We start from the raw sequence: 18493 nt of genomic DNA, 5'->3' as shown, positions 1-18493 counted from the left end.
CTGAATAATAACTAAGCGAATTAATCACTATGTACATTGGTTGGACAACTTATCTCAAACAACGTTTTCAATCGAAGCGTGCCGGCATGGCTGTCGGTGTATCGTTGTCTGCCGAAACTGCTACCTTCACGGCTTTGCGTAGTAAGGGCGGTGAATCTTATGTTGTCTCTGAAGTTTCTGTGCTTTATTCCCAGTGGCAGACGCAACTCAGTAAATGGGTAGCAAAGCAAAAGCTGTCCGGTGCAGAGTGTCACGTTGCGCTGGCGCAAAACTGGTATCAATTGCTGCAGATTGACCGGCCCGACGTTAAAGATGACGAAATCAATGATTCTCTGGTTTGGCCGGTGAAAGAGCTGATGGGATTCGACAAGCCCATGGTGCTGGACTACTTCGATCTGCCTGTGCCACTGGCCGGCAATAAAAAGGTCAATGTCGTTGCTATGCCTGAAGACACCATAAAAGAGATTGTCGCCGGTTGTATTGAAGCGAATGTACGGCTGGAAAGTATTTCTGTTGAAGAGCTGGCACACTGCGCGCTGTTGCCGGTTATGCAGGAACCGGTTATCACGCTGACGCAGGAAGCCGGAGAAGAAATTATTCTGAACGTCGTCAAGGACAGTCACTTGTATCTCAGCCGAAGGCTGAAAGGCTTCGAGAACCTGGGGAGTTTTTCCGAAGAAGAACTGAGAATGGGCGTGCTGGATTCATTATGTATTCAAATTCAGCGTTCCATGGACTTTTTCGAAAGCCAGCTGCGTCAGGCACCGGTACGTAAGGTGATGATTCGCATCAATGCAGCACAAACCGCAATTATTTTAGAACAGATATCACAGGCAGTTTCTGCTGAGGTGACTGAGCTGGATCTTAGCGGGGTGGTCAACGACCCGTCGGAAGTTATCTCTAATCTGAGCAGTCTGGGCATGGCGCTGACGCCGGCACGGAATAAAACGCTGTCTGCAAAACCGATGGTGGCTGATGAAAAGTAATATCAACCTCTACCAGTCCCGCTTCGAACCACGCATTGATTATCTGTCATTGTCCAGCGTCAGTCTTGCCATTGGAGTAGTTGCTCTCATCGTACTGATAACAGGCAGTATTTATCATTATCTGGCCAGTAGTGCAGAAGCTGAATACGTGAAGCTGCTGGAACGTAACCGGATCCATCAGAGCCAGATTGATGAATTGCAGGCCGAGGTAACAAACTGGAAAGCAGACCCTGCGCTGATCAAAAAGGTAGAAGACATCAAACTGGATCTCAGTAAGCAACGTCGTGTACTGGAAGAACTTGCTGCCCGCGCCCCGCTGCGGTTCAAAGGTTTCAGTATTCTGCTGGACGACCTGGCTGACAAACATGAGTCTGATCTCTGGATCGAGTCTATGGCGGTGTCTGAAACTAACATGACTTTCAACGGGCAGGTGTCTTCACCCCAGGCTTTTCCCCGCTGGTTGCAGCGGTTAAGTGAAACAAGCAGTTTCAGAGGGCGCAGTTTTGCCGCTGCCAGGGTGTATATGGACGAAGATGACGCACTGAAATTCGAGTTATCCACCCGCAGAACGGCATCAGCAACGGCTGCTGCGCCGGCACAGCAAAGTGCGCCGGGTTTAACGCTGCCGGGAGGTGCTCAATGAGTAAGCCTTCATTACACGTTAAATTTGAAGCGTTATCCCGGCGGGAAAAGGTGATGACACTGGTATCCGGTATCGCACTGGTGCTGCTTACAGGCTTCACCTTCTTTATTGAGCCTGCCATGAATGACTTAAGCGGGTACAGAAAAGAACTGGCTGCCGAAGAAATGAAAAAGCAGACGTTACAGGCGCAACAGGCCCTGTTCGTGGAAGCGCTGTCGGTAGACCCGGATGCGGAAAAGCATGCTGAATATGATGATCTGGTGGCTAAGAAGAATGATTTGTCCGTCAGCTTTTCAACACAACTCGACGAGCTGGTGTCGCCGGATGAAATGGTGTTGCTGGTGGAAGAAGTGTTTTCCCATACCCACGCACTGACGTTGACTGAAATGTCGTCGGCGGAGCCCGTCTCTGTTTTTGCAGATAACGAATCTATGCAGGATGTAGAGCTTTATCAGCATGGCGTGACAATGACATTCAGGGGCAATTATTTCGACGTTAAGAATTTCATCGAAGTACTGGAAACCCGCTCAAGGCAGCTTTACTGGCGGTCAATTGATTACGAGGTGACGGCATGGCCGGCGGCAGATGTCACTGTGGAAGTGTATACCCTCAGTACAGATAAGGCGTTTATCGGTGTTTAACAGATACGGCAAATATTTGGTGTTTATCGGCATTCTGCTCATGATGAGCCAGCAAGTGCATGCCGGCGACCCGACCAGACCGGGACGGGGCTATAAAGGTCAGTCTTCTGCGGTAAAAACGCAGACCGGTTATCAGGTAACAGCGATTTTTAATCATGGCATGCGTCCTCAGGCCATCATTAACGGCAAGCTGGTGGCTGAGGGATATCAGTTCAGTGACGCAACCGTGAAAACAATTTTAAAAGATAAAGTGATTATCAGTCATCAGCGCGACGGCCGCTGGCAACCGGTGACGCTGTCAGTGAATCCGGCATCATCAGATAAGTTTAGTATCCGCACTGCGGACTCATATTAGGATCAGGCAATGCGTAAAGCCACCATCACCTTACTTGCAGCTTTCGTTTTGAGCGCCTGCCAGTCAGCGCCAAAAGAATCTGTTGTTGAGCGCTCGTTGAAGGACGAGTTGCAGGCACAGCTGGATGCTGAAAAGGCGAATAAGGCTACTTCTGAAAAATTGGATGAAGTACCTGATGCCGTGAATTCTGCGCTGATGACCGCGCCCGGACCTGCCGCTACGCCGGCGGCACTGCTTGGCCCTGAAAAATACGATATTAATGCCCAAAGCGTGGATGTGCGGCAGTTTTTGTCCGGGCTGGTTTATGACACGCCATACAGTGTAGCCGTGCACCCGGATGTGACCGGTTCGGTTACCCTCGATTTGAAGCAGGTGTCACTGGACGGGGTCATGTCATTACTCTCTGATTTATACGGATTCGATATCCAGAGACAGGGAAACGTATTTCGCGTGTTACCCGCGGGTATGCGTACCGAAACTTTCGCCGTGAACTACCTGCTGATGAAGCGTAACGGGGCGACCCAAACCAGTATCATTTCCGGCGGGGTATCGCAAAATGCCAATGGCGGAAACGGCAGTCAGTCCGGCAGCGGTAACTTCAGTAATTTTACCGGTAGTGAAATGGGCGGCAACGGTCAGTACAGCAGTATGTCCGGTAACAATAATGGCACAATGATCAGCACCCGCACAGAAACTAACTTCTGGGAAGATTTACAAACCAGCCTGGCGTCTATGCTTGGCACAGAAGGTGGTCGTGCGGTGTTTGTTACGCCTCAGGCCGGTCTGGTTACCGTCCGTGCTTTACCGTCTGAGATCCGTGCCATAAAACGCTTTTTGCAGGTGTCTGAAACCCACCTGCAACGTCAGGTAGTGCTGGAAGCCCGTATTCTTGAAGTGGTGCTGAGTGACGGCTATCAGCAAGGGATCAACTGGAATGAAATTATTGCCAATGTGGGCAGCACGAATTTCTCATTCGCTACCACCGCAGGTACGTTTGGCAACGCACTGACCCCGGATTTGGGCGGCATCACCAGTTTGTCTTTCCTCAATCAGGATTTCTCAGGTGTGTTGAATCTGTTGTCCACACAGGGGAATGTTCAGGTGCTGTCCAGCCCCCGTGTTACTGCAACAAACAATCAGAAGGCGGTGATTAAAGTGGGTGACGATGAGTATTTTGTTACCGACGTATCCAGCCAGAATACGATTACAGCCACATCGACTTCAGTGGTCCCGGATATTGAACTGACGCCGTTCTTCTCGGGTATTGCGCTGGATGTTACTCCCCAGATTGACGATAAAGGCAGTGTGCTGTTGCACGTGCATCCTTCTGTTATTGAAACCGAAGAGCAGACTAAAGTTGTCACCCTCAACGAAGAAGAAATTGTGCTGCCGCTTGCACAAAGCACTATCCGGGAATCTGACACGGTTATCCGCGCGTCTTCGGGAGAAATTGTTGTAATTGGCGGCCTGATGCAAACCACCATTACCGATAATGAAAGTAAAACGCCGTTGCTGGGAGACATTCCTGTGGTGGGGAACCTGTTCAGAAATAAACGTCAGCAGGAAATCAAAAAAGAACTGATCATACTGCTTAAGCCCACTGTGGTTGAGCCCGGCACGTGGAGTAAGCAAATCGAAATGAGCCGTTCGCAGATGGCTGACTGGCTGTACGTGGAATAAGTCATGTATCTGAGTCACTTTGGCCTTCAGGAGCCGCCCTTCACGTTGACGCCGAATACCCAGTTTTACTTCGGGTTGCCCAGCCATAATGAGGCAATGGAAGTACTGAAAACGGCGCTGGACGCAGGTGAAGGCTTTATCAAAGTGACTGGCGAGGTAGGCACTGGCAAAACCCTGTTGTGCCGGAAATTGCTCAACGAGTTGCCGGATAACTTTCCCTCCGCCTATATTCCTACCCCCATGCTGTCACCGGAAGAGTTTCGTCGTGCGGTAGCCGCTGAAATTGGTGTGGTGCTGGATGTGGGAGGCGATCAGCAGCAATTTACCCGTCAGATTGAAGCCAAACTGATTGAAAAAGCTAAAGTAGGGTTGTCGGTGGTGCTGATCGTGGACGAAGCCCAGGCCATGCCTGAGGAAACGCTGGAAGCGCTCAGACTTATGACCAATCTGGAAACGGAATCCAAAAAGTTACTTCAGGTAGTGCTGTTTGGTCAGCCAGAACTGGATCAGAAGCTGGCTACGCCAAGATTGCGGCAGCTAAAGCAACGTATTACCTTCAGTTACCGGTTGGCGCTGATGAATGTGGATCAGGTTGAGCAGTATGTGCATCATCGTTTGCAGGTCGCCGGATACAAAGGCTCTCCTGTGTTCGGGCACCGCCCCTGCCAGATGATGGTGTCTGCCTGCCGCGGAACCGCAAGGCTGATTAATGTGGTCTCTCATAAGGCTTTAATGCTGGCTTATGGCGAAGGAAAACATGAGGTAACACTGGCGCATATTAAATATGCTGTAAAAGATACTGAAGCCACACAACGGCGGATAGCCGGTATGCCTCTGCAAGCCATTGGTCTCGTAGCGACGGGAGTGGTTATCGCGGTTACTGTCATCGCAGGTATGTGGTTCAGTGGAGGCGCGGTATGAGTGTAATCAATAAAATGCTCCGCGACCTTGAGGGAGAGAATAATCAGGGCGACAACACAAAAAACTATAAACCGCCCTTATCGGGAGACGCTGGCATAAAGAGCCGGCTGATCATTCTGGGTGTGTTGTTGCTTGCCGCAATTGCATGGAGTGCTTTTACTTTTCTGGTAGATGGCAAAGACAGCGGGGACAGAACCGCCTCGGCTCTCACTGCAAAGACTTCTGCGAATAACGAAACCAGACCTGCGCCGTTATCGTTGAATTCAGCGTCTTCCAAAACCGAACAAGCTGGTATTCAGAGCACTGCGTCATCACCGGTCTCTGATGAATCTGAACCGCGCCTCACCGCGTCAGGAGATAGCAGCCTTACTGCAATTGCACCGCGTGATAATACATCACTTGCTGTTACAAATAGCTCAGAGTCTGCCCCCGTAACGCCGGAAAGTATACCGCAGGCCGGAGCACGGGCAGCGCCACAAGCCGGTGACAATGGTCCGGTCATTGTTTTTAATCAGGTTCAAACAGAACCACAATCCGAATCCCCACTGGAAGAGGTTGAAAAAAAAGCGGCTCCGGATCCTGCAGGTGACAGGGTGCCGGTGATCACACCGGAAAAAGCACATAGTAAAACCGCTGATACAGGGGTGATGAAAGTCACTAAGTCGCAGCCTGCCGCTGTGGAGGCTACACTGCGCGATCAGATTGCCGGTGAGATGAAAAAAGGCAATATGCGTGAGGCCACCCGTCTGCTGATACTGTTATCGCAACGGGAGCCGGATGACCTTGATGTCCGCAAGAAACTGGCATCGGTGTATTTCGCAGAAGGACAAGTAGAGCAGGCGCAGCAAATGCTGGAGCAGGCACTTGAGGAAGCACCGGAGAACACGAGTATCCGGTTGATGCTGGGGCGTCTTTACCGTCAGCAGAACATGGGTGAACAGGCGTGGGAGGTGATCAGTCAGCCGGCTGATACCACCGACATCGACTTTCTGGGTTTCCGTGCCGGATATGCCAATCAACTAAAAAAGTATGACGCAGCGCTAATTGATTATCGTGTGCTGACTGAACTTCAGCCTGCCATAGCACGCTGGTGGCTAGGTTTTGGAGTTGCCTCCGACAAGCTTGGAAAGCCGCATCTGGCGGTGCAGGCATACAAGGAAGCTCTTAACAGACAAGGGTTGGAAGACGCTGTTGAATTATTCGTCCGGAAACGGATTAAGGATCTCTCGGAGTAATTATGAGTCAGACGAAAATCCGTTTAGGAGATCTGCTGGTACAGGATGGTTTAATTACCGGTGAGCAATTAGTACAGGCTCTGGGGGAACAGCGTAAAACTGGCCGTAAGCTGGGTGCCACCCTTATTTCCATGGGGCTGGTGACAGAGCAGGAGTTATTAACATTACTTTCCCGTCACCTTAAGGTCGCGCTTATCGACCTCGACCAGTATCAGGTTAATGCCAGTGCAGTTAAGTTATTACCGGAAATTCAGGCCCGCCGGTACAGAGCGCTGGTTATTGCAGACAAAGGTGACCGGTTGCTGGTGGCGATGAGCGACCCGGCTGACCTCAACGCGCAGGATAACCTGTCGGATCTGCTGCCCAAACCATTTGATATGGCTGTGGTCAGCGAAGCGCAACTGTATAACGCCTACGATACCCATTATCGTAAAACCGATGAAATCGCCTCTTTCGCTCATGAGCTGGCAGAGGAATATCAGGAATCAGATAACTTTTCGTTAAGTGCCGGTGTGGAAGAAGAGCAGGACACCGCTGTTTCCCGGTTACTTCAGTCAATCTTCGATGATGCGGTCATTGCTAAAGCCTCAGATATTCACATTGAGCCGGATGAAAGCAAGCTGCGCATCCGTCAGCGTGTCGACGGTGTGTTGCAGGAAACTGTTATTCCGCAGGGAAACATTGCTGCAGCACTGGTATTACGCCTGAAGCTGATGGCCGGTCTGGATATCTCTGAAAAGCGTTTACCTCAGGATGGCCGTACCCAGGTAAAAGTACGGGGACACCGCATTGACGTGCGTTTATCAACCATGCCGGTTCAGTCCGGTGAAGCGGTGGTAATGCGTTTGCTGGATCAGTCAGCCGGAGTATTAACACTGGAACAGACCGGGATGCCCGCGCCGCTGTTGAAACGTTTCCGCACGCTGTTACAACGCCCGCACGGCATGATTCTGGTTACCGGTCCTACCGGTTCAGGGAAAACAACGACCCTTTACGGCGCGCTGAGTGAGCTGAATAAACCGGAAAGAAAAATCATTACTGTTGAAGATCCTGTGGAATACCGTTTGCCCAGGGTAAACCAGGTGCAGGTTAACAGCAAAATCGACCTGACTTTCTCCAGTGTACTGCGCACCACATTGCGTCAGGATCCGGACATTATCATGGTGGGGGAAATGCGGGACCAGGAGACGGTGGAAATCGGTCTGCGGGGAGCATTGACCGGTCACCTTGTATTGTCAACGTTACACACCAACGACGCTGTTTCCAGTGCTATCCGCCTGCTTGATATGGGAGCGCCCGGCTATCTGGCCGCCAGTGCGTTACGGGGCGTTGTTGCCCAGCGTCTGGTCCGTAAAATTTGTGACAGTTGCGAAAGTGTTTACACCCCCACCCCGGAAGAGGTGTTCTGGCTTAAACACGTGGATGAATCTTTGGGAGAGGTGGTATTTAAAAAAGGTCGCGGTTGCCAGAAATGTAATCAGACCGGCTACAAAGGCCGGATTGGTGTGTTCGAACTGCTGGAACTGAATGACGCCATGATGGATGCACTGAAGGTAGGGGATACCGTGGGCTTCGCGCAACATGCCAGAGAAAGTAATCGTTACCGGCCGCTTGCTTACGCCGCATTAACCTACGCGAAAATGGGCATGACCACCGTTGAGGAAGTGCTCAAGTTGTCTGAAATGGTCGCCGATACCTCAGATACCGATGTGGACAAAGCAGAGGACACGGGTGATGGCCAGGTTTAGTTATACTGCCCGTGAAAGGACGGGTGAGTTAACCGAAGGAACTATGGATGCCACGGACGAGAGCGCCGTGGCAAAGCTGCTGTTGGCCCGCAATGTCATCCCCATCAAAATTGTTGCGAGCAAAGATGAGGCGGCTTCCGGTGCTGAAAAATCCATGGACGTGCACTGGTACACGCCCAATGTGTCGCTGGACGAGCTGGTTATCTTTTGTCGTCAGATGTTTTCACTGACCCGTGCCGGCATTCCTATTTTGCGGGCCGTCAGCGGTTTGGCTGAGTCCAGTAACTCTGCGCGAATGCGTGTAGCTCTGCTTGATGTTATCGCTCAGTTAGAAAGGGGGCGCAGTTTGTCTTCGGCGCTGCATTTACACAGCGATATTTTCAACCAGCTTTTTGTGAGCATTATTCATGTGGGCGAGAATACCGGTCGTCTGGATGATGCGTTTTTACAGCTGGCTGAGTACCTTGAAAGGGAGCAGGAAACCCGTAAGCAAATTAAAGCCGCCACCCGGTATCCTATATTCGTGCTGATTGCTCTGGCAATGGCCTTTGTAGTGCTCAACGTGTTCGTTATCCCAAAATTTGCCACCATGTTTGCCAAATTCGGAGCCGAACTGCCCACCATGACCAAAGTGCTGCTGGCCATTTCTGATTTCATGCTTAACCGCAGTTATATTCTTATCGGCATTATCGCGTTAATCAGCTATGGCATTTACCGCTATGTAAGTACCGAAAGCGGCCGTTACAAATGGGATCGTCTCAAGCTTCGTCTTCCCGTGGTGGGAGACATCATCCGCCGCTCACTGCTGGCCCGTTTCAGCCGCAGTTTTTCTATGATGCTCCATTCCGGTGTGCCCCTTACCAATGCCCTTAATCTTGTGGCGGATGCGGTCGATAACGCTTATGTGTCAGCTTCTGTTATTGAAATGCGCCAGCGCATCGAGAAGGGCGAGAATTTAACCCGGGTTAGCCATGCCAGCGGACTCTTCACCCCGATGATCATGCAAATGATTAGCGTGGGGGAAGAAACCGGGCGGGTAGATGAGCTGCTTGCTGAGGTTGCCGGTTTCTATGAACGGGAAGTGGATTACGACCTGAAAAGCCTGACTGCGAAAATTGAGCCGTTCCTGATTGTGATTGTCGCCGGCATGGTACTGATTTTAGCTCTGGGTATTTTCTCCCCGATGTGGGACATGATGAGTGCGATAAAGGGGGGCCGGTGAGAAAAAGTAACGCCGCCGCAGTGAATGAACAGCGCAAGATGTTCCTTGGCATCATATCAACCCTGGTGTTTGCCATTTTGATGGGCAGTTTTATCGTCTACTTCTACGAATCAGAGCCGAATTTGAAAGGCCAGATCCTGTTCCGCTTCGGCGATAAACTCGAAGACAGTGCTGTCAGCGCACACTGGCAGTGGCAGGCCGAGGGCCGTCCGGAGCGTATTTTGCTGGTGCACTATAATAGCGAAGGTAAAGAGACTGATCGCCGTCCGGTGGTGATGGGAGTAACGGGCTGGCCCGGCGTTAAACATACAGATGACGGCTGCCGGAAGCTGTGGCAGATGTTGCTGAATCAGCCTATGGAAGTGGATGGTTTCAGAGTCCGCGGGGATTTTTACGAAGGTGATACAGATACAGAGTCGGGTGAGCCAGTTAATGCTTATTGCCGGTTCGGACTGAGCAGCGGTGACTATTTTGATTATGCAATTTATCGCGGAGATGTGACCTATGAAGATGAGTGACCCGGTACATCGCCAGCATGCAGAAAAACGGGAGAACAGAAACATGGATATACAGCGTTATCGGGCAACACAGAGTCAGGCCGGCTTTACGCTGATTGAGCTGACCATTGTTGTGGTATTGCTTGGCCTGCTGGCTGCGGTGGCCATTCCCCGGTTTCTGGACGTAACCGAAGATGCGGAAAATGCCACCGTTGAAGGTGTGGCAGGCGGTTTTGCCACCGGCGTGGGGCTGGTACGGGCGCAATGGGAACTTGAGGCCCGTCCGCAGGACAACGACAGCACGAATCAAACCTTTGTCACATTGGATGGCGTGCGTGTAGGGGTCGACAGTGACACCGGCTACCCTACCGGACAGCTGGCGAATGATGGCAGCTCGGAAGATACCAGTATGAGTAATGCAGATTGCCAGAGCATTTTCAGTCTGATCATGCAGAGTGCACCGACCATTACTGCTAACTGGCAAAATATTCCCACGGAACGATTTCGTTACTATACCGCTGTAAGCAGTGGTACAGGATCTGGCGGAAATGACCAGTGCTACTATTATTTAAGTCAAACCATCAAGAACTTAAACACCGCGCCGGTCGATAACACACAGGGAAATGGATTCATATACGACTCAAGGATAGGTCAGGTTATTGTGTTCACTAACAATAGCGATCAATCCATAACTAACTGAGCAAGATTTTGAGCCATAATATATATAGTTAATTTCCTATTTAGAGGTACTGAGCATGCAACAACGTGGTTTTACACTTATCGAACTGGTCATTGTGATAGTGATTTTAGGTATTCTTGCCGTAACGGCAGCGCCCCGTTTCATTGACTTACAAGGCGATGCCCGTGCATCTACCCTGCAAGGTGCTAAAGCGGCACTGACCAGCGGCATGCAACTGGTTTATGCAAAATCTGCCATTGCCGGTGAACAACGCACGGCCTATGCCGGTAACGCTACGACGCGGGTAACTATTGGAGGGGAAAACGTTAATACTGACTTTGGGTACCCAGATGCCGAAGTTGCTTCACTCGCAAACTTGAACTATTGGGTAGAGTTTGCTGATGCAGACTGGGACTTCACGGCGAATGCACCAGCTGCCGGTCAATTTACGATCACTCCAAATGGTGTTACAGCTGTAGCGATCACTTCATCTGATGCGTGTCAGGTGGTATATACAGAAGCTGCAGACGCGAATACAGCTCCATCCGTTGATGTTTACACAGACGGTTGCTAATACTCTGAAATAAAGAAGGATGTGTAATGCGAAAGCGCATTACGTCAAATTATGTTCAGTCGGGCTTTACCCTTGTTGAACTTGTCATCATCATAGTTTTACTGGGTGTGTTATCGGTGGTAGCGATTTCACGCTTCGATGATGGCAAGGGGTACAACGAGTTCCTGCTGCAAAAGCGCCTGCTTAGCGCACTAAGGCATGTTCAGATGCAGGCCATGCAGGACACCCGTGACGGATATTGTCACCGGCTGAACTTCAATTATTCCCCGTCATCGCTCAATTTCGGCCCGCCAGTAGCCACTCTGGCAACTGCCAGTTCATCCGCGTCCTGTCAGAGCGGCATTGATTTCAGCGCTGCCAGCCACCTCCGTACGGATAATGGCGAAATGAGTGCCATGGAAGTCACTATGTCGGGCTACGATGGCAATGCCTCCGCGCCGGTCTATATCGGTTTTAACAATGTGGGTAAACCATTGACCCCCGGCGCTCTGTGCGCTTCAGGTTCCGGTTGCCGTATTTCATTTGCCGGCAAATCAACCGCCAGTGTGTGCGTAAACAGCCAGGGTTTCATCTATGAATGCTAACCGGGGGTTTACATTACTGGAAACGGTTATCGGGATGGTGATATTTGCCATCGTGCTGACCACGTCTGTGCAGCTCATTGCTGAACAATCAAAGAAAAGCCTGGAACCCATCTGGCAAACCCGTGCAGCGGAACTCGGACGGGCATTGCTATCGGAAATTAACAGTAAAAAATTTGATGTGCGTTCCAGTTCTAATCCCGACGCCCCCCGGTGTAATGAGGGCAGTCGCTGTTCTTATACCAATGAATTCGGGCCGGGTAGCGGTGAGCTCAGAGCAAACTGGGATGATGTGGATGATTATCACCTGCTCAGCCAGTCGGGTGCCGGTATTACTGACAGCCGTGGTGTAGCGCTAATTGCGTCAGACGGCTCACCACTTTATCAGGGGTTTTCGCTGTTTGTCCGGGTGCATTACGATGACAATATTGATGGTATAGACGATGACGATATTAATCAGGATGGCGTATACGATACCGGTACCTATACCGGGAATATAAAACGCATTGTCGTCTTTATTACCACACCGGGTGGCGATACGGTGGTGTTCTCTGCATACAAGTGGAATATCTGATGGCGAAGTTCAGTGTACAAAAAGGCTTCACCCTGATTGAACTTGTCACAGTGATTGTGATCCTGGGGGTTGTGGGTTTGGGAATAAGCAGCTTTATGGGAAATACTATGCTGCTGTTTGCCGGCAGTGTTGAGAGAGAGCAACTGATGAACGAGGGCCGCTTCGCCGTAACGCGGATGCAGCGGGAAATGGCCCGTGCAGTGCCAAACAGTTTTCGCATCGCCGGAAACAGTGGTGTGCACTGCGTTGAATTTACCCCGGTCGTCTGGCCTGCCAGCTATGCCACTGCACCTTTTGGTTCAACGTCCAACCGCACGGTTAACATGTTCTGGCCACACGACCCGGATGGGAATTACCATATTGTCGCTAATGATCAGCACATCGTCATTTATCCCCTGCAACCCGCTGACGTATACGATCAGTCACGTAACAGAAAAGCGCGGGTAACAGGATGCTCAGATGACGGAGACGGGCATTGCCTCACCCGTGATGACAGTGATGATGTTATTCAGGTACAGGTAGACCGTGCATTTCAGCAGGCATCACCTCATCACTATGCCTATTTTGTTAACCGGACAATCAGCTACTGTGTGGCGAATGGCAACGTATATCGCAAAGAGGAAAATATGAATACCTCGCAATCTTTGTCGTTGTCTGGTGCTGTAATTGTGGCTGAGCATGTTACAAATTCCTTGTCAGGTAATCCGGCGTCTTCCTATGCCGCTAACGACCCGTTAATGGTATTTGCGGGCCCGGCCGGAAAAAGCAATTTCGTCAGGATAAACCTTCAGTTTAATGATAACGGTGAGCAGGTTAATCATTTTCAGGAGGTGCACGTTGCGTTCAAACCCTGAAACAACTTGCGCTTTACCCGCATCACAACGCGGCAGTATGCTGGTACTGGCGATGTTTGCTATCGTTGTGCTGTCACTCATTGGTATTTCAATGGCGTCAATGGTGCAGTCATCAGAGAAAACCATTGTGTATGAAGTCATGGGCGAGCGGGCAGAGCAGGCCTCTCTGGTGGGAGTAGAAATACTGGTCCACGCGATTAAACCAGTTAACGGTAATCTGCATATTTGCGACAACTCTTTCAACCTGAACAGTCTGGTGGTAAATATGCAGGGGTTTGAAGGCTGTACAATTGTAGTGCGGTGTACCACCCGTTCAATCCCTGTCAGCGGAAACCAGACAGAGTACCATTATGAAATTAAATCCACCAGCACCTGCGCTGCCGGTGAAATGGTGGCGACGAAATCCAACACATACAACATGACTAAACCCTTCAACTATTAGTCTTGCCTGGTATGTTTATCTTTGCCTCCGGATTTTCCTGAACTTTTCCTGAACGGAATGCCGTCTTCTCAGTCTAACGACTGTTCAGAGTGGTGATTGTCACTCTTTTTGCACACTTTTACATGACGAAATAATTCCCTTGCTGGCTGATTTTTGAACTAAAATTCTGCTCAATTATTTAAGCTGACCAGCGAAGCGGTATTTTGTGCGCCTCAGAGGGCTATTTGCTTGCCCAAAGTAGTACCCGTTGTTAAAGTGTGCGGATATATATCTTCATTTCGCAGTCACGCCGCAAGCCATACCCGAAGAAAGGTATGCAGGCGCAATAACAGGAACTGGCATTTCATGTTTAAAAAGCTTCGAGGCATGTTTTCCAACGATTTGTCCATCGACCTCGGAACGGCTAACACGCTCATCTATGTAAAAGATCAGGGCATCGTACTTAACGAACCATCAGTGGTAGCAATCCGTCAGGAACGGGCATCAGGACCAAAAAGTGTTGCCGCGGTGGGTTCTGAAGCTAAGCGTATGCTTGGCCGTACGCCGGGTAATATCCGTGCTATCCGTCCAATGAAAGACGGCGTTATCGCTGACTTCTATGTGACTGAAAAAATGCTGCAGCATTTTATTAAACAGGTTCATGACAACAATTTCCTGCGTCCCAGCCCGCGAGTGCTGGTATGCGTACCTTGTGGTTCTACTCAGGTAGAACGCCGTGCTATTAAAGAATCTGCACTGGGTGCAGGTGCCCGCGAAGTGTATCTGATTGACGAGCCGATGGCGGCTGCTATTGGTGCGGGTTTACCGGTATCAGAAGCTACCGGTTCCATGGTGGTCGATATCGGTGGTGGTACCACAGAAGTCGCAATTATTTCACTGAACGGTGTGGTGTATTCCTCTTCTGTTCGCATTGGTGGTGATAAGTTTGACGAAGCTATCATTAACTATGTGCGTCGTAACTTCGGTTCACTCATCGGTGAAGCTACTGCAGAGCGTATTAAGCACGAAATCGGTGCTGCTTACCCGGGTGATGAAGTACGTGAAATTGAAGTGCGCGGCCGTAATCTGGCTGAAGGTGTTCCCCGTGGCTTCGTGCTGAATTCCAATGAAATTTTAGAAGCCTTACAGGAACCGTTAACCGGTATCGTGTCTGCGGTCATGGTTGCCCTGGAGCAGTCTCCGCCGGAACTGGCTTCAGATATTTCTGAACGCGGCATGGTACTTACCGGTGGTGGTGCGTTACTGAAAGATCTGGACCGCTTACTGATGGAAGAAACCGGTATTCCGGTAGTGGTGGCAGATGATCCGCTTACCTGTGTAGCCCGCGGTGGCGGTAAAGCGTTCGACATGATTGATATACATGGCGGCGACTTGTTCAGCTACGAATAATCAAACCAGAAAGGCTACCGCAAGGTAGCCTTACTGCGTATCACGGGTAATATGGATACGATTTTCACACGCGGACCTTCACTGATTAGCCGCCTCATTCTTGCGCTGGTAATGTCGGTGGCGCTGATAATCGCAGATTCGAAATTTGATGCGTTTCAGTCTTCGCGCGTGTATATGAACTCACTGATGAGTCCATTGCAATATCTTGCGAACCTCCCCAGCGTACTGCTCAGCGCCAGTGCGCAACGCCTTACCTCCCATGAAGACCTCGTTGAAGAAAACCAGCGGCTGACCAATCAGGTTTTGCTGATGAGTGAACGTTTACAGCGATTCGATGTTTTACAGTCAGAAAACGATCAACTCCGTGCCCTACTGGATACGCCGGCAAAGCCGGACGTGCGAAAAAAGGTGGCAGAGCTGATGGCTGTTGAAAACAGTCCTTTCAGTCAGCAAATTGTCATCAACAAAGGAGCGCTGGACGATGTGTTCCTGTCGCAATCGGTGCTGGATGACCGTGGCGTAGTGGGCCAGGTGATGGAAGTGGGTACGACGAACAGCCGGGTGGTGCTGATCACTGATGTGACTCATGCTGTGCCGGTACGCTCAGTACGTAATAATATCCGCTTTATTGCCAGCGGTACCGGCTCTCTCGATGAGCTGCTGCTGGAACATGTCCCCCATAGTGTGGACGTAAAAGTCGGGGATATTCTGGTGACATCAGGTTTAGGACAGGTATTTCCGGAGGGTTATCCGGTGGCACAGGTCAGCCGTGTGACCCGTGACGAAAGCCGTCCGTTTGCCATTGTCGCCGCTACGCCTCTTGCACGGCTGGACAGGCTGAAGTATTTGCTGTTGTTGTGGCCGGAACATCATGACGGGGAAGCGGAATTTGATGGTGTCAGTACCGCCGGTGATGAAGGCCCGGAGGGAGAGAATGATTAAGACCCGCCACTCTGCCATTATTGCCACTTTACTTATTGCACTGGTTCTACAAATTGTGCCTCTGCCGATCCAGGTCGATATTTACCGGCCGGACTGGGTGCTCATTGTGCTGGCTTACTGGACCATGGCATTACCTCACCGCGTGAATGTAGGCGTGGCCTTCATGGCGGGAATTGCCATGGATATTTTGTTGGGGACGTCGCTGGGGATTCATAGTTTTTCCCTGAGTTTATCGGTATTTACACTGGCGGCTAATTATCAGCGTTTGCGCAACTACTCGGTGTGGCAACAGGCTATTATCATCGGCTTGATCAGTGCGCTCTATCACACCGTTTTATTCTGGCTTCAGCACCTTCTCACCGGCATTCCTTTTCAGCTCAGCTATTTATGGCCTGTCCTCAGCACGATGATCTTATGGCCATGGATATTCTGGCTGCTCCGTAAAGCACGCAGACAACTCAACATTAATTAGGAGGCGTTATGTCAGCGCAACTTATTCTGGCATCAGCTTCTCCCCGCCGCACTGCATTACTTGACCAGATGGGGTTTGCCCATCGCCAGTTTCCCGTCGATATCGATGAGTCTCCCCTCGACGGAGAATCTCCCGAAACCATGGTGACGCGGTTGGCGGCTGAAAAGGCAATGGTTGCCAGTGAGCGTCTGAACGTGGATGCGGATTCGTCTTATGTGGTGCTGGCTTCAGATACGCTCATTGCTTTTCAGGGCCGGCCGTTAGGTAAGCCGGCAGACCGTGATGATTGTTTTGCCACACTCAGAGCTTTGTCTGACAAGGAACACGAAGTGCTGACTGCCGTGAGTATTTATTGCGGCGGTAAATCAAAAACACTGTGCGTATGCACAAAGGTACTTTTCGCCCCTGTCACCGACGACGATATTGCCGCATACTGGGAGACAGGAGAACCTGCAGATAAAGCCGGAAGTTATGCCATTCAGGGCATTGGCGGTCAGTTTGTCAGATCGGTATCCGGCAGTGTGAGTTCAGTGATTGGTCTGCCATTGTACGAGACCCGTTGTTTGTTGAAAGAATTTGGAATTTCATCGTGAGTGCAGAACTACTAATCAACGTAACGCCCTCTGAATCCAGGGTCGCATTAATCGAAAACGGTATCCTTCAGGAAGTGCACGTAGAGCGGCACACCAAGAAAGGGCTGGTGGGGAATATTTACCGCGGGAAAGTGAGCCGTGTGCTACCTGGCATGCAGGCAGCGTTTGTGGATATCGGTCTGGATAAAGCCGCTTTTTTGCATGCATCAGACATCGTTGTCCACAATGAAATTGTTGATGAGGTATCCAGCAGTCAGCTGCAAAAGCGGGATATCCGCGAGCTGGTGCGTGACGGTCAGGACATTATTGTGCAGGTGGTGAAAGATCCCATCGGTACGAAAGGCGCGCGGCTGACTACCGACATTACCATTCCGTCACGCTATCTGGTCTTCATGCCCAGCGTCACCCATGTCGGCGTAAGCCAGCGAATTGAAGACGAAGCGGAGCGGGAGCGGCTGAAGAATCTGGTTCAGGAATACTGTGATGATGAAGGCGGCTTTATTTTGCGAACAGCCGCAGAGGGAGTATCGCAACAGGAGCTCTCTTCCGACGCGGCTTTTCTGCGCCGGTTGTGGAACAAAATCAAACAACGGATGGGCCGCAAGAAGCAGCATATCATGTATGAAGATTTGCCCCTCGCACGCCGGGTGCTGCGGGACTTTGTTGGCACCGAGCTGGACCGTATCCGTATTGACTCTAATTTGTCTTTCAGGGAGTTAGGTGAATTTACCGCCGAATATGTTCCCGAGCTTCAAAGCAAACTGGAGTACTACCGTGGCGACCGGCCCATTTTTGACCTGTATGATGTCGAAAATGAAATACAGCGGGCGTTAGATCGCAGAGTCGATCTTAAATCCGGCGGTTATCTCATTATCGACCAGACCGAAGCGATGACCACCATCGATATTAATACCGGTGCGTTTGTCGGTCACCGCAATCTGGAAGAGACCATTTTCAATACTAACATTGAAGCCACGCTGGCTATCGCAAGGCAACTCAGGTTGCGCAATCTGGGTGGTATGATCCTCATCGACTTTATTGATATGTCGGAACCGGATCATAAACGGCGTGTCTTAAATAGTCTGGAAGCGGCAACGGTGAAAGACCGGGCAAAGATTAATATTCACGGGTTTACCTCACTGGGTCTGATTGAAATGACCCGTAAACGCACCCGCGAAAGTCTTGAGCATACCCTGTGCGGACTATGCCCGGTATGTAAAGGCCGGGGCTCGGTAAAAACTATCGAGACGATTTGCTTTGAAATTATGCGTGAAGTGGTGCGTGTTAACCGTGCCTATGACGCAGAATTATTTGTTATTTATGCTTCGCCAAATGTGGCCGATGCGCTGCTGGGTGAAGAATCCCATGTTCTGGCTGAGCTGGAAGTGTTTGTGTCTAAGCAGATTAAAGTGCAGACAGAGCCGCTCTACAACCAGGATAAATACGACGTAGTCATGATGTAAGG

Annotated in this window: 21 protein-coding genes; all 21 read left to right on the top strand. The window is 50.6% G+C overall.

Features of this window, described 5'->3' with window-relative positions; translation table 11 throughout:
* The first annotated feature begins 29 nt into the window (after positions 1-29).
* The 21 genes from ACXAGC_RS01235 (at position 30) to rng (ending at position 18491) form a co-directional block, all read left to right on the top strand.
* The gene (locus ACXAGC_RS01235; protein ID WP_474841687.1) at positions 30-986 is read left to right on the top strand and encodes a biogenesis protein MshI; all 957 of its coding nucleotides are present in this window, start codon (positions 30-32) and stop codon (positions 984-986) included.
* A complete protein-coding gene (locus tag ACXAGC_RS01230) occupies positions 976-1629 on the top strand; it encodes a hypothetical protein (protein ID WP_474841685.1) in 654 nt (217 codons plus the stop codon). The genes ACXAGC_RS01235 and ACXAGC_RS01230 overlap by 11 nt, the downstream gene beginning before the upstream one ends.
* Positions 1626-2270: a hypothetical protein gene (locus tag ACXAGC_RS01225; RefSeq protein WP_474841683.1), complete on the top strand. Its 645-nt coding sequence runs from the start codon at positions 1626-1628 to the stop codon at positions 2268-2270. Before ACXAGC_RS01230 ends, ACXAGC_RS01225 begins: the two co-directional genes overlap by 4 nt.
* Positions 2263-2625 (top strand): hypothetical protein, encoded by a 363-nt coding sequence (locus tag ACXAGC_RS01220; protein WP_474841681.1) that lies wholly within the window; start codon positions 2263-2265, stop codon positions 2623-2625. The genes ACXAGC_RS01225 and ACXAGC_RS01220 overlap by 8 nt, the downstream gene beginning before the upstream one ends.
* A gap of 9 nt (positions 2626-2634) precedes the next feature.
* On the top strand, positions 2635-4305 hold the full coding sequence (gene mshL / locus ACXAGC_RS01215) for a pilus (MSHA type) biogenesis protein MshL (RefSeq protein WP_474841679.1): 1671 nt from the start codon (positions 2635-2637) through the stop codon (positions 4303-4305).
* A 3-nt stretch (positions 4306-4308) separates the two neighbouring features.
* Positions 4309-5226 carry an ExeA family protein gene (locus ACXAGC_RS01210; RefSeq protein ID WP_474841677.1) on the top strand — a complete coding sequence of 306 codons (918 nt, stop codon included), beginning with the start codon at positions 4309-4311 and terminating at the stop codon, positions 5224-5226.
* Entirely contained in the window at positions 5223-6461 is a 1239-nt protein-coding gene (locus ACXAGC_RS01205) for a tetratricopeptide repeat protein (RefSeq protein WP_474841675.1), read from the top strand. The genes ACXAGC_RS01210 and ACXAGC_RS01205 overlap by 4 nt, the downstream gene beginning before the upstream one ends.
* Before the next feature lie 2 nt (positions 6462-6463).
* The gene (locus ACXAGC_RS01200; protein ID WP_474841673.1) at positions 6464-8209 is read left to right on the top strand and encodes a GspE/PulE family protein; all 1746 of its coding nucleotides are present in this window, start codon (positions 6464-6466) and stop codon (positions 8207-8209) included.
* Positions 8196-9431, top strand: a complete 1236-nt coding sequence (locus ACXAGC_RS01195; RefSeq protein ID WP_474841671.1) for a type II secretion system F family protein — start codon at positions 8196-8198, stop codon at positions 9429-9431. The genes ACXAGC_RS01200 and ACXAGC_RS01195 overlap by 14 nt, the downstream gene beginning before the upstream one ends.
* A complete protein-coding gene (locus tag ACXAGC_RS01190; protein WP_119502865.1) occupies positions 9428-9949 on the top strand; it encodes a hypothetical protein in 522 nt (173 codons plus the stop codon). The genes ACXAGC_RS01195 and ACXAGC_RS01190 overlap by 4 nt, the downstream gene beginning before the upstream one ends.
* Before the next feature lie 43 nt (positions 9950-9992).
* Positions 9993-10628 carry a pilus assembly FimT family protein gene (locus ACXAGC_RS01185; RefSeq protein ID WP_119503517.1) on the top strand — a complete coding sequence of 212 codons (636 nt, stop codon included), beginning with the start codon at positions 9993-9995 and terminating at the stop codon, positions 10626-10628.
* A 55-nt stretch (positions 10629-10683) separates the two neighbouring features.
* A complete protein-coding gene (locus ACXAGC_RS01180) occupies positions 10684-11181 on the top strand; it encodes a type II secretion system protein (protein WP_474841668.1) in 498 nt (165 codons plus the stop codon).
* A 26-nt stretch (positions 11182-11207) separates the two neighbouring features.
* Positions 11208-11765, top strand: a complete 558-nt coding sequence (locus tag ACXAGC_RS01175) for a pilus assembly FimT family protein (RefSeq protein ID WP_474841666.1) — start codon at positions 11208-11210, stop codon at positions 11763-11765.
* Positions 11755-12336 (top strand): type IV pilus modification PilV family protein, encoded by a 582-nt coding sequence (locus ACXAGC_RS01170; protein ID WP_474841664.1) that lies wholly within the window; start codon positions 11755-11757, stop codon positions 12334-12336. The genes ACXAGC_RS01175 and ACXAGC_RS01170 overlap by 11 nt, the downstream gene beginning before the upstream one ends.
* Complete coding sequence (locus ACXAGC_RS01165) at positions 12336-13190, top strand: PulJ/GspJ family protein (RefSeq protein WP_474841662.1); 855 nt, start codon at positions 12336-12338, stop codon at positions 13188-13190. Before ACXAGC_RS01170 ends, ACXAGC_RS01165 begins: the two co-directional genes overlap by 1 nt.
* Positions 13174-13632, top strand: coding sequence for a hypothetical protein (locus tag ACXAGC_RS01160; protein ID WP_474841660.1), 459 nt, complete (start codon positions 13174-13176; stop codon positions 13630-13632). The genes ACXAGC_RS01165 and ACXAGC_RS01160 overlap by 17 nt, the downstream gene beginning before the upstream one ends.
* Positions 13633-13977: 345 nt before the next feature.
* Entirely contained in the window at positions 13978-15021 is a 1044-nt protein-coding gene (locus tag ACXAGC_RS01155; protein ID WP_119502859.1) for a rod shape-determining protein, read from the top strand.
* Between the two features lie 51 nt (positions 15022-15072).
* A complete protein-coding gene (gene mreC, locus ACXAGC_RS01150) occupies positions 15073-15963 on the top strand; it encodes a rod shape-determining protein MreC (RefSeq protein WP_474841658.1) in 891 nt (296 codons plus the stop codon).
* On the top strand, positions 15956-16435 hold the full coding sequence (gene mreD / locus ACXAGC_RS01145) for a rod shape-determining protein MreD (RefSeq protein WP_442858433.1): 480 nt from the start codon (positions 15956-15958) through the stop codon (positions 16433-16435). Before mreC ends, mreD begins: the two co-directional genes overlap by 8 nt.
* An 8-nt stretch (positions 16436-16443) precedes the next feature.
* Positions 16444-17028 carry a Maf family protein gene (locus ACXAGC_RS01140; protein WP_474841655.1) on the top strand — a complete coding sequence of 195 codons (585 nt, stop codon included), beginning with the start codon at positions 16444-16446 and terminating at the stop codon, positions 17026-17028.
* A complete protein-coding gene (gene rng / locus ACXAGC_RS01135; protein WP_119502856.1) occupies positions 17025-18491 on the top strand; it encodes a ribonuclease G in 1467 nt (488 codons plus the stop codon). The genes ACXAGC_RS01140 and rng overlap by 4 nt, the downstream gene beginning before the upstream one ends.
* Positions 18492-18493 lie beyond the last annotated feature (2 nt).

It is taken from the genome of Alteromonas sp. AWJ4_197 (assembly GCF_056160285.1).
This window is presented reverse-complemented; position numbering and strand designations above follow the sequence as displayed.

Bases quoted from the DNA above. Each gene is read 5' to 3' on its own strand.
- ACXAGC_RS01235 (WP_474841687.1), top strand. From the start codon at position 30: ATGTACATTGGTTGGACAACTTATCTCAAACAACGTTTTCAATCGAAG.
- ACXAGC_RS01230 (WP_474841685.1), top strand. From the start codon at position 976: ATGAAAAGTAATATCAACCTCTACCAGTCCCGCTTCGAACCACGCATT.
- ACXAGC_RS01225 (WP_474841683.1), top strand. From the start codon at position 1,626: ATGAGTAAGCCTTCATTACACGTTAAATTTGAAGCGTTATCCCGGCGG.
- mshL (WP_474841679.1), top strand. From the start codon at position 2,635: ATGCGTAAAGCCACCATCACCTTACTTGCAGCTTTCGTTTTGAGCGCC.
- ACXAGC_RS01210 (WP_474841677.1), top strand. From the start codon at position 4,309: ATGTATCTGAGTCACTTTGGCCTTCAGGAGCCGCCCTTCACGTTGACG.
- ACXAGC_RS01205 (WP_474841675.1), top strand. From the start codon at position 5,223: ATGAGTGTAATCAATAAAATGCTCCGCGACCTTGAGGGAGAGAATAAT.
- ACXAGC_RS01200 (WP_474841673.1), top strand. From the start codon at position 6,464: ATGAGTCAGACGAAAATCCGTTTAGGAGATCTGCTGGTACAGGATGGT.
- ACXAGC_RS01195 (WP_474841671.1), top strand. From the start codon at position 8,196: ATGGCCAGGTTTAGTTATACTGCCCGTGAAAGGACGGGTGAGTTAACC.
- ACXAGC_RS01185 (WP_119503517.1), top strand. From the start codon at position 9,993: ATGGATATACAGCGTTATCGGGCAACACAGAGTCAGGCCGGCTTTACG.
- ACXAGC_RS01180 (WP_474841668.1), top strand. From the start codon at position 10,684: ATGCAACAACGTGGTTTTACACTTATCGAACTGGTCATTGTGATAGTG.
- ACXAGC_RS01175 (WP_474841666.1), top strand. From the start codon at position 11,208: ATGCGAAAGCGCATTACGTCAAATTATGTTCAGTCGGGCTTTACCCTT.
- ACXAGC_RS01170 (WP_474841664.1), top strand. From the start codon at position 11,755: ATGAATGCTAACCGGGGGTTTACATTACTGGAAACGGTTATCGGGATG.
- ACXAGC_RS01165 (WP_474841662.1), top strand. From the start codon at position 12,336: ATGGCGAAGTTCAGTGTACAAAAAGGCTTCACCCTGATTGAACTTGTC.
- ACXAGC_RS01155 (WP_119502859.1), top strand. From the start codon at position 13,978: ATGTTTAAAAAGCTTCGAGGCATGTTTTCCAACGATTTGTCCATCGAC.
- mreC (WP_474841658.1), top strand. From the start codon at position 15,073: ATGGATACGATTTTCACACGCGGACCTTCACTGATTAGCCGCCTCATT.
- mreD (WP_442858433.1), top strand. From the start codon at position 15,956: ATGATTAAGACCCGCCACTCTGCCATTATTGCCACTTTACTTATTGCA.
- ACXAGC_RS01140 (WP_474841655.1), top strand. From the start codon at position 16,444: ATGTCAGCGCAACTTATTCTGGCATCAGCTTCTCCCCGCCGCACTGCA.